General features: G+C 38.7%; 9 protein-coding genes. 7 read left to right on the top strand and 2 right to left on the bottom strand.

Annotation, left to right across the window (positions count from 1 at the left end; translation table 11 throughout):
- Positions 1 to 8: 8 nt before the first annotated feature.
- Positions 9 to 1,322: a mechanosensitive ion channel domain-containing protein gene (locus tag BS333_RS16530; RefSeq protein ID WP_021709817.1), complete on the bottom strand. Its 1,314-nt coding sequence runs from the start codon at positions 1,320 to 1,322 to the stop codon at positions 9 to 11.
- Between the two features lie 260 nt (positions 1,323 to 1,582).
- Here BS333_RS16530 and BS333_RS16535 point away from each other — a divergent pair, with 260 nt between their 5' ends.
- The 6 genes from BS333_RS16535 (at position 1,583) to BS333_RS16560 (ending at position 11,528) form a co-directional block, all read left to right on the top strand.
- Positions 1,583 to 1,873 (top strand): hypothetical protein, encoded by a 291-nt coding sequence (locus BS333_RS16535; protein ID WP_021709818.1) that lies wholly within the window; start codon positions 1,583 to 1,585, stop codon positions 1,871 to 1,873.
- Between the two features lie 2 nt (positions 1,874 to 1,875).
- A complete protein-coding gene (locus BS333_RS16540) occupies positions 1,876 to 2,910 on the top strand; it encodes a zonular occludens toxin domain-containing protein (protein WP_021709819.1) in 1,035 nt (344 codons plus the stop codon).
- Positions 2,911 to 3,305: 395 nt separating this feature from the next.
- A complete protein-coding gene (locus BS333_RS16545; RefSeq protein WP_021709820.1) occupies positions 3,306 to 5,660 on the top strand; it encodes a M4 family metallopeptidase in 2,355 nt (784 codons plus the stop codon).
- 67 nt (positions 5,661 to 5,727) lie between these two features.
- On the top strand, positions 5,728 to 7,524 hold the full coding sequence (locus tag BS333_RS16550; RefSeq protein ID WP_021709821.1) for a M20/M25/M40 family metallo-hydrolase: 1,797 nt from the start codon (positions 5,728 to 5,730) through the stop codon (positions 7,522 to 7,524).
- A 44-nt stretch (positions 7,525 to 7,568) separates the two neighbouring features.
- A complete protein-coding gene (locus BS333_RS16555) occupies positions 7,569 to 9,092 on the top strand; it encodes a M28 family metallopeptidase (protein WP_021709822.1) in 1,524 nt (507 codons plus the stop codon).
- 432 nt (positions 9,093 to 9,524) lie between these two features.
- Entirely contained in the window at positions 9,525 to 11,528 is a 2,004-nt protein-coding gene (locus tag BS333_RS16560; protein WP_021709823.1) for a hypothetical protein, read from the top strand.
- Between the two features lie 165 nt (positions 11,529 to 11,693).
- Here BS333_RS16560 and BS333_RS16565 read toward each other — a convergent pair whose 3' ends face one another.
- Entirely contained in the window at positions 11,694 to 12,305 is a 612-nt protein-coding gene (locus BS333_RS16565; RefSeq protein ID WP_021709824.1) for a pyridoxamine 5'-phosphate oxidase family protein, read from the bottom strand.
- Positions 12,306 to 12,614: 309 nt separating this feature from the next.
- Here BS333_RS16565 and artP point away from each other — a divergent pair, with 309 nt between their 5' ends.
- Positions 12,615 to 13,343 (top strand): arginine ABC transporter ATP-binding protein ArtP, encoded by a 729-nt coding sequence (gene artP / locus BS333_RS16570; protein ID WP_101903981.1) that lies wholly within the window; start codon positions 12,615 to 12,617, stop codon positions 13,341 to 13,343.
- The last annotated feature ends 82 nt before the right edge of the window (positions 13,344 to 13,425 follow it).

A 13,425-nucleotide genomic window follows, 5' to 3' on the forward strand; every position in this document is an offset into this window, starting at 1 on the left:
ACAGTCAATTAAGCCGATTTTATTTGCCCAGACGTCATTTCACGTATTGGCATGGCAACGCGTAGTTGTTTTAACTCCATTGCTTTTGCTGCATGGATGTAAAAATCTTGTTCGACAACCCTAATTTTCTCCCAATGATCACGATAAACGATAGCTTGATCTTTATTCCATTCCTTGACACAAAGCCAGAAAGACACGGGATAACAAGCTTCACCGAAGCCTTCAAAACGCACACCACATTCATTGTGTAATTCAGGATGATTTGCACAGATTTCTTTAATTTTATCGATAAGATAACTGATATCTTCAGGTTGTGTTTCATGATGTAACTTGATGTCACCAGTGAGCAGGTAAAAGCCTCTTTTATCGATGTTTCTTACTGGGCTGTCCATGAAGACTTTATTTGGAAAGATTAAATGTTCACCACCAAACTCTTCTAATGTTGTACAACGAAGCCCTATATGATGTACAGCGCCAGATTTACCCGCAATATTTATCCAGTCTCCAGTTCTAAATGGTTTTTGTACCAATAACATTATGCCTGCAATAATGTTAGCTACTGCATCTTGTGCTGCAAAGGCGATGGCCATTCCACCAATGCCTAAACCCGCTAGAATAGTAAACGGGTCATGTCCTGCTGTTTGAATCGCGAGCATCAATCCATTCAGACCGATAAATAGAGAAGCTGCGAGTGACATAAAATCAACTAATGAGATGTCAAAGAAGTAGGGTTCTGCTGTCAGTTTTCTGCGCACAAAAGTAGCAAAAAAGACTTTGATGATTCTGGCGATTAAAAAAGTAAGACTCAGAATTAACAGAACGTCAAAAGTCAGCTTAATATTTGCAAAGTTATCACCGAGCATATCTTTGCAAGACTCAGCAAGTAATAGCGAGCCAGATAATCCTATTAATAATAAGACTGGAACACGCAAGCACTTATAAGTATCGGATGTGTAAACATACCGTAGAATACGCCAGAGCCTTAGGAAGCGGGCTAAACGTAAAATAGCGACATCTTCTAACCAACCAATACCACCGCTTAGGAACGGCTCGATAAGAACAGGTAAGCTTAAGACAACAATGGCGCAATCAAGACGGTTCCAGTTATCTGAAAAATACTTTTTAACGCCGAGATCGCTGAGTTTAACAAATAGCTCGAATGCAAAATAAAGCACACAAGCAAAATCGACCCATAAAATCCACGAGCCGATAGTTTTATCCAGAGATGGTTGAGTATCCAGAGCAACCATAACACTGGCGTTGATCAAGATAACAGTAAGAACAATAACTTCGTTAGTAATGAGTTTTGCGGCTTTTACCATAAAAATCACCTGTTGTTGAGTAGAAAATTCTAATATTGACTCGCATTTTGAGATGGTTTGCTTTATTGAACTAATGCAATAAGACAAGGAAGCATAAATACCAACCCACATATAGCGCCGACAAGAAAGCTGATGGTCTCCATACATACTCCTAGTTTTTTTACAATTTATAAGCAATTTCTTAGCCAATTTTAAGCTTCAACATAATTGGCCTGTATATTGCTTTGATGAAATTTTAAAGAGTATGCAAGTGAGGACTTATGTCAGACGATTATAAAATGATGAATAATCAGGCTAATCCTACTACTACAGCACCAATGAATGCCGATTTTGATTTCAACTATGGCCAAGATGACAGTCTAGGTAACTGTGAAAATTATGACATAGTAAAAGCGTTAGATAGAATCACAGTTGCAATACGAAACCATGAACAAGAAATTCATGTTGTAGACTTAGTTAATGAAGGATTCTTTTTAGGTTTTTTCTTAGTCATTTTTTGTGGTCTATTGGCACTTCCAATTGTTACTTTTATTAGGGTGTTAAGGGGATAACCATGTTGTCACTGATCTATGGCCGACCTGGAACTGGAAAAACGTATGAAGCAGTAAAGTTTCATATATTACCTAATTTAAAACTAGGTAATAAAATTTTCACAAACATCCCAGTAAGCATTACAGATCCAAATCTTGAGGTAAATGAAAGTCCACAACTGACTGATATAGTGAAGGTGATTGATGATTCAGAGTACGAGATCACCTTTATTTTAGATGAATTTCAATTTTTACTGCAAGAAGATGAAGAAGCTTGGTTTCAGCTTTTTGCGCAGCATCGTAAATTTAGAACTGATTTTTTTATTATTACCCAATCGCCTCTGTCTTTGCCTGAAAAAATACAAGATCTCATTTCATTTGCCCATAAAACAACACATAATCCATTTTTTTTAAAAAAGCTTTCATACATAAAAAAGGTTTATGATGGTGTTCCAACTGAAGAGCGAGTCGTTGTTTTAAACTCAAAGCTTCGTTTCTACAACAAAAAAGTATTTGGACTCTATGATTCTTACTATCAGAGGAACTATGTTAAAACTGGTAATTTACTTCATTTTGATAACAAAAGTAATATCATGATTTGGCCGATTATTGCAGTCTGTGTAATCGTATTTTTAATTTATAAATTCAGTGTTGAGAGAGAATTTAGTTTAAAGTCATACTTAGACCACTCATCACCTAGCATTAGTGCTAATAAAGAGGAAAAAGAAAAAATTGTGCCTGTAAAAGAAACAAAAAATAAAATTTATAACGAAGTTATGGTTGATGATAATAATGTTGGAGTAGATCAAGGAAGTTTGAAAAATAGCGATGACGAGCTTGTCGATATTATTTTTAAATCAAGGGTTTTTATTAATGGATGGCATTTGAAAAATAAAATTAAGGTATATTACTATGATGTTTGGCAAGAAAAATTTATGTTTAGAATTAAATCAGATAATCATATCTTTGATAAGATTGAAATAAAGGAGTATGAGGATTGCCTGATAAGTATCAATTATAAAAATAATATAAAGTTTATCGCTTGCCCTCCTGAATAACGGTGTAGAAACTTCTGTTCTATTCACTACGAAAGATGCTTTATTGTTTGCATTCTTTCCTTGTATGCAGTTTAATACTCCAGTTGAAGAAGAAAATCCAGAATTAACAACTTCTTAACATGCTTTCCCTGCTAAAATCTTATTTTTATATCTAAGCATAATTTTCTATTTTTTTTAACAAAAATAATTAATGTGTTATTTGTATTTAATTTATGTTCGATATGAGATCTTCTTTCATGAAATTTTCTTGATTTAACATTTCTGTAACCTTTAGAATTGCCAGTTGCATATATTTCACAGTTAACTCATCACAACTATTTAATTGATATTAAATATCGGTCTTCGTGTGTTTTTTTCTGATAGATTCGAAGTGAATACATCAAGGAGATAGATAAATGAGAATTAAAAAAAGACTGATCGCTATTGCCGTTGCCAGTGTAATGACGATGTCAGTATATGCAGGAGAGTCAGTCACTCTGACGAAGCCAGTTAATTTTACCAGCTTCTCTGGTCTAAATAAGCAGCTAGGTGTCAGTCATTCTTCAAGCTTTCAACAAGTTAAGAATATCTATTTAAAGAAACGTGGTATTTATAAAGTCAAGATTCAACAACATGTTTGGGGCGTACCCGTATGGGGACATTCACTAAATGCAACACAAAGCTTTAAAGGTGGTGCACTGAAAGGTGTACAAGGAAATTACCTACGCTTAAATGGTGTTGATCGTAGCTTCGTTAAACCCAAATTGAACCGTGCACAAGCGTTAAAAGTTGCATCAAAGAACTACGAAAATAAAGCGTTTGCTCGTCATATGCTGAAAAATGTCCAAGATGACTTGTATGTTTATCAAGATGGCAAAAAGACTCGACTTGTCTATGTCATTTCATTCTTAGACCGCAACAGTTTATCTCCTTCACGTCCATTTACGATGCTTGATGCGCATTCTGGTGAGGTACTTAATCGATGGGAAGGGATTACACATGCTGAAATAGGCACTGGCCCAGGTGGTAATGAGAAAACGGGCATGTATGAGTATGGCACGGACTATCATTACCTTGATGTTCAAGAAAATGGCACAAATTGTGTCATGGAGTCTGAAAATGTCATTACTGTAAACCTCAATGGTTCAACGGAAGGTCGTACACCATACAGCTATGAATGCCCACGTAATGAATTTAAAGAAATCAATGGGGCATACTCCCCGCTAAACGATGCTCATTACTTTGGAAACATCGTTTTTGATATGTATAAAAACTGGTTTGATACTGCGCCGTTAACCTTTAAGTTGATGATGCGAGTTCACTACGGCGATGGGTACGAAAACGCTTTCTGGGATGGAGAAGCAATGACATTCGGCGATGGTGAAAGTTACTTTTACCCGCTTGTGAGTCTGGATGTTTCTGCTCATGAGGTGAGCCACGGCTTTACCGAACAGAATTCAGCTCTTATCTATGCAGAGCAATCTGGTGGTATGAACGAAGCGTTTTCTGATATTGCAGGTGAAGCTGCTGAATATTACATGAAAGGCAGTAATGACTGGATGGTGGGGCATGATATCTTCAAAGAAGAAGGTGCTTTGCGTTATATGGATGATCCATCTCGAGATGGGACTTCTATCAATCATGCAGAAGACTATTATGAAGGTTTAAACGTTCACTACAGTTCTGGTGTTTTCAACAAAGCGTTTTACCACTTAGCAACGACCTCTGGCTGGGATACTAAAAAAGCATTTGAACTCTTTGTGCTTGCTAACCAGGTATACTGGACTGAGGATAGCAACTTCTGGGAAGGAGCCTGCGGTGTTAAAAATGCGGCTGATGATTTAGGTTATGATTCAGCAGCAGTGAACGATGCATTTGGTATCGTTGGTGTCGAACCATGTGCAGAGCCACCTCTACCACCTGAGCCAGAATATCAACGTCTTGAAAATGGCCAAGCGATGACCATCAGCGGATCAACGGGCTCGAAAACCTATTATGATATTGAAGTTCCGGAAGGGCGTGAGAAGCTCACAATAGAACTCGCAGTCGATAGTGGTGATCCAGATATCTATGTTGGTTTGGATTATGCGCCAAGTTCGACCAATAATATTTGTTCAAGTCTATCTGTTACTGATGAGATCTGTGAGATTGAGAACCCAGAAGCGGGTCGTTACACGATCAATGTATTTGGTTATACTGGTTACGATAATGCTGAACTAAAAGCCTCATTTGATGAAAGCGCAGAGAATATCCCTCCTGTCGCTGCATTTACTTACAGCGTAAATGGAAAAACAGTAGAGTTTGTCAGCTCTAGCACTGATAGTGACGGACACATTGTTTCTTATCAGTGGGACTTTGGCGATGGCAGCTCACAAACGGGTGAAACAGTAAGCCATACTTATTCTGATGCTGGAAGTTACAATGTCACGCTAAGCGTTACAGATAACGGCGGAAGCTCAACAGAAGCTAGCCAATCGGTAGTCGTAGAAGATGATGCTGTTGAGGCATTCCCACTTAAACTTAACTTCGGTAATAAGTTCCCAGATGGTAAAGCGCGCGTGAAACTGTCTTGGAAGTACGATACAGAAGACTACTTCATTATCAAGCGTAATGGTAAAAATGTTGGTGCAACTGACTTCCATTCCTACCTAGATAAGTTTGAGCATGATGGAACAGTTGACGTTGAATACCAAGTTTGTACGTCAGGAAATGTGTGTTCTGAAAAGAAACACTATCGTTTCATGAAAACAAATATGAAGAAAAATAGATAATAAACTAAAGCAAGGGCTCCAGTAGGAGCCCTATTTTTTTGGATAAATAATAACAGGACTATCAAATATGAAGAGGTCGCTTTTAGCGTTGGCGCTTTCTGGAGCTTTTAGTGTAACGGCAGGTTCGAATGTTGTAGAAAATGATAATACGCTGTGGATCACCACTGATGCAGACGCTCAACATCTAATAAGTAAACACGGAGCGAAAATATTCACAAGTGTTATAAATAATCGTCGTTCAGTTGTCGCTAAGCTAGATGCGGATCAATTAGCTTCTCTAACCAGTCACATGCATCATGAAAAAAATCGCTGTGGTGGCTATATGGTTCATAGCAGTCTTGAAGAGGCTAAACTGGCTGCTGAAATGCCTTTCACCCGTCAAGAATTTGAAAAACCGACAATTAGCCATCAAGACATAGTCACACCTCTGATAGCAATGATCGAGCCAAATCATATTGTCGATACGATTGAAATATTGTCGAACTTTACCAATCGATTTTATACCACCACTACTGGAATTGAGGGTTCAAACTGGTTATTAGAACGTTGGCAGCAAGAAATTGAAGGCGTCGATTATGCATCGGCTCGTCAAATATCACATCAAGATTACCCACAAAAATCGGTAGAAGTGACGCTTATCGGGAAAACTCACCCTGAGCAGATTGTTGTTATTGGTGGTCACTTAGATTCAACAGTAGGTAGTTTAACAACGGAAGGAACCATTGCACCTGGAGCGGATGATGATGCTTCTGGTATTGCAACGGTGACGGAGACATTGCGCTTGATGATAGCCAGCGGCGTTCAGCCAGATAAAACCATCAAGTTTTATGGTTATGCTGCTGAAGAAGTCGGTTTACGGGGCTCACAAGATATTGCTAACACACTCAAAAATAACGGTGAGCAAGTCGTTTCAGTGTTGCAATTAGACATGACAAATCATCAGGGTTCCGCTCATGACATCACTTTCTTGACCGATTATACAGACAGTAATCTCACTGAATTTCTCACTGAACTGTTAGATGAGTATGCCAGTGAGATAAGTTACGATTTTGATCAATGTGGTTATGCATGCTCCGATCATGCATCTTGGCATAATGCTGATTTCTCTGCTGCGATGCCTGCTGAGAGCTTATTTGCAGACACCAACCCTAACCTTCACTCTGAAGCGGATACACTGGATAACTCTGATCCGAGTGCGACTCATGCAAGTAAATTTGTCAAACTTGCCATCGCATATCTAGTCGAAACCAGTCTTGAATCCAGTTCGACCGTGATTGAACTAAAGGCAGGTGAAGCTGTTGAAAACCTCGAATCCGACTATGGTGAAGAGCAATTCTTTACCTTTGAGAGCCCTGAAGAAGGAAAAGTAACAATTGCAGTATCTGGTCCACGGAGTGGTGATGCTGACTTATACGTGAAATATGAAGACAGCGTATCAAGTACAAACTTCGATTGTCGTCCGTTTATTAACGGTAGCAATGAAATCTGTACGCTGAACAAGCCGGCTGGTGTTTTCAACATCATGCTGAAAGGGTACCGAAACTTCGACCAAACTCAGATCTTAGTTAACTTTGAAGCGACAGAAAGTACCGAAAAGTCGGGTGAATTTAAACTGGATATGGAGTTTGGTGACAAAAACCCGGACGGTCAGGCAAAAATCAAACTATCGTGGAATTATGATGTGGATGATTACTTCATCATTAAACGAAACGGCACCAACGTTGGTGCAACAGAGCTAAATAGCTATGTTGATGAATTTGAATTTGACGAGACGATTGATGTTGAGTACCAAGTGTGTACTTCTTCTGGAATTTGCTCGGAAAAACGAGACTACCATTTCGTCAAACCACTTATTAAAGCTTAGGTTCGGCTAAGTACACGTCATTTGGTTATTTTAAGGAAAAATAAATGAGAAAAAACCTAATATCTATGGCTTTGATCGGCAGTATGATGTCGCCTGCTTTGTTTGCTCAAACGGCAGAAAATAATTCTGTTTGGATTACCACAGATGCCGATGCGATGCATTTAATCACACAACATGGGGCTGAAATATATAAACCATTTTCTGGTAAAACACAGTCTATCGTGGCAAAAATAGAGATGAAGCAACTGGCAGCGCTTTCTAGCCACATGCATCACGATAAGCATCGCTGTGGTGGTTATATGGTCCATGAAAATAAGGCCATTGCTTTAAAAGCAGCGTCAATGCCCATTAACCGTCAAGACTACCAAAAACCGACCATAAGTCATCAAGAAAAGGTAAGGGAACTCATTGCTCAAATAGAGCCGAATAACATGGTCGAAACAATAGAAAACTTGAGTAATTTTACGAACCGCTTTTATACCACGTCCACTGGGATTGAAGCCTCCGATTGGTTGTTAGAACGTTGGCAACAAGAAATCGAAGGTGTAGATTATGCTTCTGCTCGCCAAGTAACTCATGCGGCTTACCCACAAAGGTCTGTGGAGCTGACTTTACAAGGTAAAACAACACCTGAGCAGATTATTGTGATTGGTGGACATTTAGACTCTACGGTTGGTAACTGGACGCGGGAAGGAACAATTTCCCCTGGTGCTGATGATGATGCGTCCGGTATTGCGACAGTCACAGAAGCATTGCGGTTGATGATTGCAAGTGGGATTCAGCCAGACAAAACCATCAAGTTTTATGGTTATGCTGCCGAAGAGGTTGGACTGCGCGGTTCGCAAGATATTGCTCAAAGCATGAAAGATGACAATGCCAATGTTTTGTCTGTTTTACAGTTAGATATGACAAACTATAATGGTTCTGCTAACGATATTACCTTTATTTCTGACTACACCGATAGCAATCTTAACGAATTTCTCAGTGAATTGATTGATACCTATGCCGATGAAATAAGCTATGACTTTGATCGCTGTGGCTATGCCTGTTCCGACCATGCTTCTTGGCATAATTTGGGCTATTCAGCTGCAATGCCATTCGAAACGATGTTTAGTGAATTCAACCCTCACATTCATACTGATGAAGATACGCTAGAAAACTCTGACCCAACGGCGAGCCATGCCTCTAAGTTTGCTAAACTTGCGATTGCGTATTTGATTGAATCTAGTTTGGGTCAAGAGGATGGCTCTATTCGACTTGAAAATGGTCAGCCAATTGACAACTTAGAAGCAGGGTATGGTGAGGAGCAATTCTTTACCTTTGAAACGCAAGAAGAAGGGCAGGTAACAATCACCATATCAGGACCGAGAAGTGGTGATGCTGACTTGTTCGTTAAGTATAACGATGCAGTATCCTTAACGAATTTCGACTGTCGCCCATTCCAAAATGGTAGCAATGAGCAGTGTGTGTTCAACAAACCTGCAGGTATTTTCAACATTATGATCCGTGGTTATCGAAATTTTGACCAAATCAGCATTGTTGCAAGTTTTGAAAAGACCGCAAATTGATGCTAAGAAGAGGTTAATTAGGTTAGACCTCGAGTAAAATGCCGCTCATTCCACAATGAGTGGCATTGTTTCTAAGCTAGCTAAAATGCGTTTATGCATTTGAGTGGGTATATATAAACATTTCAAAGTCACGTGGGTACAACATTAATCCCATGTTCATGGAAATAAAAGTGACTGGTTTCATCAGTCACTTTACCCCATAAAGTAACGTAAACTCACAACACCTCCAAATTAAATAATAATTAATTATTTTTTACATTATGACTTATTGTTGCTTAATTTAAATGTTTTTTGTTCATTCCTTAATGTTTAGATATCTTTATGGATTATTGATTTATTCATTATTATTATTTTTATATTTAGTGTTGTCTAATTTAGTTGTGTTATTATTATCAATAGCGATTAATTCAATCGCAGTGGTAATAAAAACACATGAAAAAACTTTCTAAAACGATTCAACTTGCTTGCGCAATGTTGTTTTTTTCTCCAACTTCTTTCGCACAAGAAGTAAACCACTCTACCGTGGTGCAAACGGTATATTACAATCAGGTAGACGCAAAGTACCAAGACCCGCTCTACCTATTTCAATTGGTGTTGTCGAAAAACTGTCTTAATTATCAGACAGAAGAACAGACATGCAGTACTTACTTAGAAGATAAGCGTGATAGTGTGTCATCGGCTTGGCACGCTGAGTCTGATCCGGTAAAAAAACAATACCTAAACATCAAGCTAGAAATGATAGAAAATACTCGTGTTGTTTTGGCAGACGTCCATCATGGTGATCAAGGTTACTTTAGCCCTATCGTCGCTGATAGCCGTGCAATCATGGAGGATCGCTTTGGTGCCCAAGCAAAACAACTGATCGTAGATCATTTGAAAGAAAACGATAATACTTTAAGTACTGACTATATCAGTACAGATCAACGTATGTTGTTAGATTATACAGAACAGGCATATGATTATCGCCAAGCTGTAATGGAACCTGAAGGTATTAATGTTCCACAACCGACTAAGAAAGAAAAAATCCACTATCAAGAACTGCTTTTTGCTAAAAAGTACCTTGAAAGTAAAATTTCTCTTACTGCAGCAGAAAACGAATTAAATGGCTATATAAAAGACGTGATTCGTGATCTTACTGAGTGTGCTGAATGTACTACTGATGTCATTGTAAAAGTCACAAATAACAATAACGTGACTTACCAAGAGATGTCTCTGGCAGAAATTGCTTTGGTCGGCTTCGAAAGGTTCGGGCCGGGAAGCGGTGATGTATCCGCTATCTACCCAGAGAAATACTTAGTCTCACAAAACGGTAAAATATCTGTAGCAAGGTTTATGTTTGAGCTCAGACAATATATTTTACAGAATCAGGAGACACTGCTGTTTACAAGAGATGAGCTCGAATCAGGAGCAATGCCTAGCGATATTGATAAAATGTCTTGGGAAGTCATGAAGGATGGCCTGGCTCAGCCGAAATGGGCAAGCAAGATTTGGAACTTAGGTGTGGTACCGAATATTCGTCGTTTATTTAATTCATTAGTCGCCATTACAACCGGCCCAACTGGAGCGACCTTTGTCGACTCTGCTTCGAAAGCAATGAATCAAGCGGTAACTTCAAACTTTAAGATCGCACACTTCGGGAAAACATTTAATATTGCAAGTGCTATTACAGCTGGAGTAAGACATCTACCAAAAGTAATTATTGGAGAGTCTGAGCGTCACCTATGTAACAGCGATGAGATTGCAGGAAGTGGATTTACCAACGGCATCACCCTAGAAGAAAAATGTGTTTACGTGCCTGACTTTTCATATAAGTCTTTCCCTATTACCGTAAGTTCACTGTTTGATCAACAAGAAGGTTCGGCACTCGTGGATCAGATGGCCAATGGTAATACGGCGACGGTAAGGTTATATCAAGTTCTGCCTTCTTTTATCAATCCTTGGGAATGGATTTTCTCAGGCCTTCATTATATTTCTGGAGTGGACCCAAGACAGTATGGCCAAGATATCATGGGATACAGAGTAAGCTTAGTTCATGATAGTGGTTCAATTGTGTTCAGAAATATCATCTTTGAAAAGCAACAACTTACGTTAACTAAAGAACCTTTATACGATGCAGATGTAAGCCACTATACATTAAAAATCTTTAGTAACTTAAACAACAATGAAGTTGCTAATTTTAGGCTAAACGAAGCCATGTTCTTACGAGTAAATTCTGGCGTGGTGAAAGGGAATAAATTTTACTTTGTTGAAGAGGTCTTTGATAACCAAAAACCAGAATACGTTAATAAAACGCGTGCTTCAAAAGTGTGTGGGTTAGCTCCACAAGGTACGAAAGATGAGGAATTCTATTACGAGTGTCTAAGCGATAAGTATTTCCCTCGTATTATTCCTGATTATTATATGGATAACATGCGTGTTGTATCAAAACCTGAATGAAAATTGAGCGCTGTTCTTACTCCGAGATCGTAAACTTGAGGGAGTAAATAAGAGATTTAAAGCGCTGAAATTCAAAGCTTTGATTTAACTCTTGTTGAATTACATGCCAATAAGACCAAACATGCCGCGTTAATTACTGATGCGGCATGTTTTTATCCGTTTGTACTACAGCGTCGAATTGTAATACTTAATCATTTCTTCTTGAGTCGCGGAAGTTAATTCAGAATTATTCTGTTGCGTTTTCATAATTTGTGCAAGTGAGGGGAGTATACTTCTTTCTACACGATGATCTTCCTGCCAGAGCTTGCCTCTCATAATGGCCTTAGCGCAGTGGAAGTAGACAGTTTTAACATCAATTTTAACGACTAGCTTTGGGGCTTTTTTGCCATCTGGGCATAATGCTTTTAATTCTTCGTCTATATGAAGAGTTGCACTTCCTTTGAGGCGAACGACTTCATCAATACCATTAACCATCAAAAGTAATCCAACATGTGGGTTATTAATGATATTTTTAAAGCTGTCTATGCGATTGTTTCCGGAGCTATCTGGAAGGAGTAGGGTATGAGAATCTAGTACCTTAATAAAGCCTGGTTCACCCCCACGAGGCGAAATATCGGTAAAGTTTTCGGAGTCAGTTGTTGCTAAAAGTGCAAAATGGCTATGCTCGATAAAGATTTTGGTAAAGCTATCGATTTGATATTGAACTTTGTTTCTGGCTCTTGTGCTCGGTTCGGGATATAGGGCTGCTAACTCATTTAACGTATTAATTTGGCTCATAATAGCTCTATGTCTTGTTGCTAAATAAGAAGTAGTATTATGTGTTTAGTTGTATTTTTTAACAATTATAAATATCTCTTTTGTGATTTTTGTCTAATGAACGAAGTATTGTATCTTGAAGCTACTTGGGGATAGCTATTGGGTTAGCATTGAATTCAGTAAAGCAACATTCAATCAGTGCTTTTAACTTTATTTATAGCGATAAAATATACAACCTGTTACTTATTTAAGTTTTTATACATTTTTCTTGCATAAAAAGTCAAAATTGTTAGTATAAATGCCAAGTGACAATTAATGCAGTATGGCAGCATGAGTATTCAAGTTAAAAGTATCAATAAATCTTACGGTAATACCCAAGTTCTACACGATGTCAGTTTTAATTGTGAAAGTGGTGAAACGTTGGTGTTACTTGGCCCAAGTGGTGCAGGGAAGAGCTCTCTACTACGTGTTCTTAACCTTCTAGAAGGAGCTGATAACGGTCAGTTAAACATCACTAATAACGCATTCGATTTTTCAACTGAAATCAAAGAGAAACAAGGTTTAGCGCTCCGCCGTAAAGTGGGCATGGTGTTCCAACAGTATAACCTGTGGCCACACATGACAGTGATGGATAATCTGATTGAGGCTCCGGTAAAAGTCTCTGGCATGAACAAAGAAGAAGCGAAGACGCAGGCAATGCAAATTCTCTCAACGCTGCATTTGGCCGACAAAGCGGATGCATGGCCGATGCAACTCTCTGGTGGTCAACAGCAACGTGTAGCGATTGCTCGCGCGTTAATGATGAAACCTGAAGTCTTACTTTTTGATGAGCCTACCGCAGCGCTTGACCCTGAAATCACGAACCAAGTGGTCAAAATCATTAATGATTTAAGCGAAACCGGAATTACACAAGTCGTTGTGACCCACGAGGTGGATTTCGCAAAGAAAATTGCTAGCCATGTTCTATACCTAGAAAAAGGGCACATCGTAGAGCACGGTACGCATGAAGCATTTGTTAATCCGAAAACCACTCAGTTTGCGGATTATCTCAATCACTAAATTAAATTTTTAAAGTTCAGTCTATTTAACAGATAAGCTCGGCTGTCATTGCGAGTGTCAGCCCACTAAGTACACACGGAGT

Origin of the sequence: Vibrio azureus, assembly GCF_002849855.1 — a bacterium.
GTDB classification, from domain to species: Bacteria; Pseudomonadota; Gammaproteobacteria; order Enterobacterales; family Vibrionaceae; genus Vibrio; species Vibrio azureus.

What these genes read in the sequence shown, in the direction of transcription:
- BS333_RS16530 (WP_021709817.1), bottom strand. Translation starts at nt 1,322, where the DNA reads ATGGTAAAAGCCGCAAAACTCATTACTAACGAAGTTATTGTTCTTACT.
- BS333_RS16535 (WP_021709818.1), top strand. Translation starts at nt 1,583, where the DNA reads ATGTCAGACGATTATAAAATGATGAATAATCAGGCTAATCCTACTACT.
- BS333_RS16540 (WP_021709819.1), top strand. Translation starts at nt 1,876, where the DNA reads ATGTTGTCACTGATCTATGGCCGACCTGGAACTGGAAAAACGTATGAA.
- BS333_RS16545 (WP_021709820.1), top strand. Translation starts at nt 3,306, where the DNA reads ATGAGAATTAAAAAAAGACTGATCGCTATTGCCGTTGCCAGTGTAATG.
- BS333_RS16550 (WP_021709821.1), top strand. Translation starts at nt 5,728, where the DNA reads ATGAAGAGGTCGCTTTTAGCGTTGGCGCTTTCTGGAGCTTTTAGTGTA.
- BS333_RS16555 (WP_021709822.1), top strand. Translation starts at nt 7,569, where the DNA reads ATGAGAAAAAACCTAATATCTATGGCTTTGATCGGCAGTATGATGTCG.
- BS333_RS16560 (WP_021709823.1), top strand. Translation starts at nt 9,525, where the DNA reads ATGAAAAAACTTTCTAAAACGATTCAACTTGCTTGCGCAATGTTGTTT.
- BS333_RS16565 (WP_021709824.1), bottom strand. Translation starts at nt 12,305, where the DNA reads ATGAGCCAAATTAATACGTTAAATGAGTTAGCAGCCCTATATCCCGAA.
- artP (WP_101903981.1), top strand. Translation starts at nt 12,615, where the DNA reads ATGAGTATTCAAGTTAAAAGTATCAATAAATCTTACGGTAATACCCAA.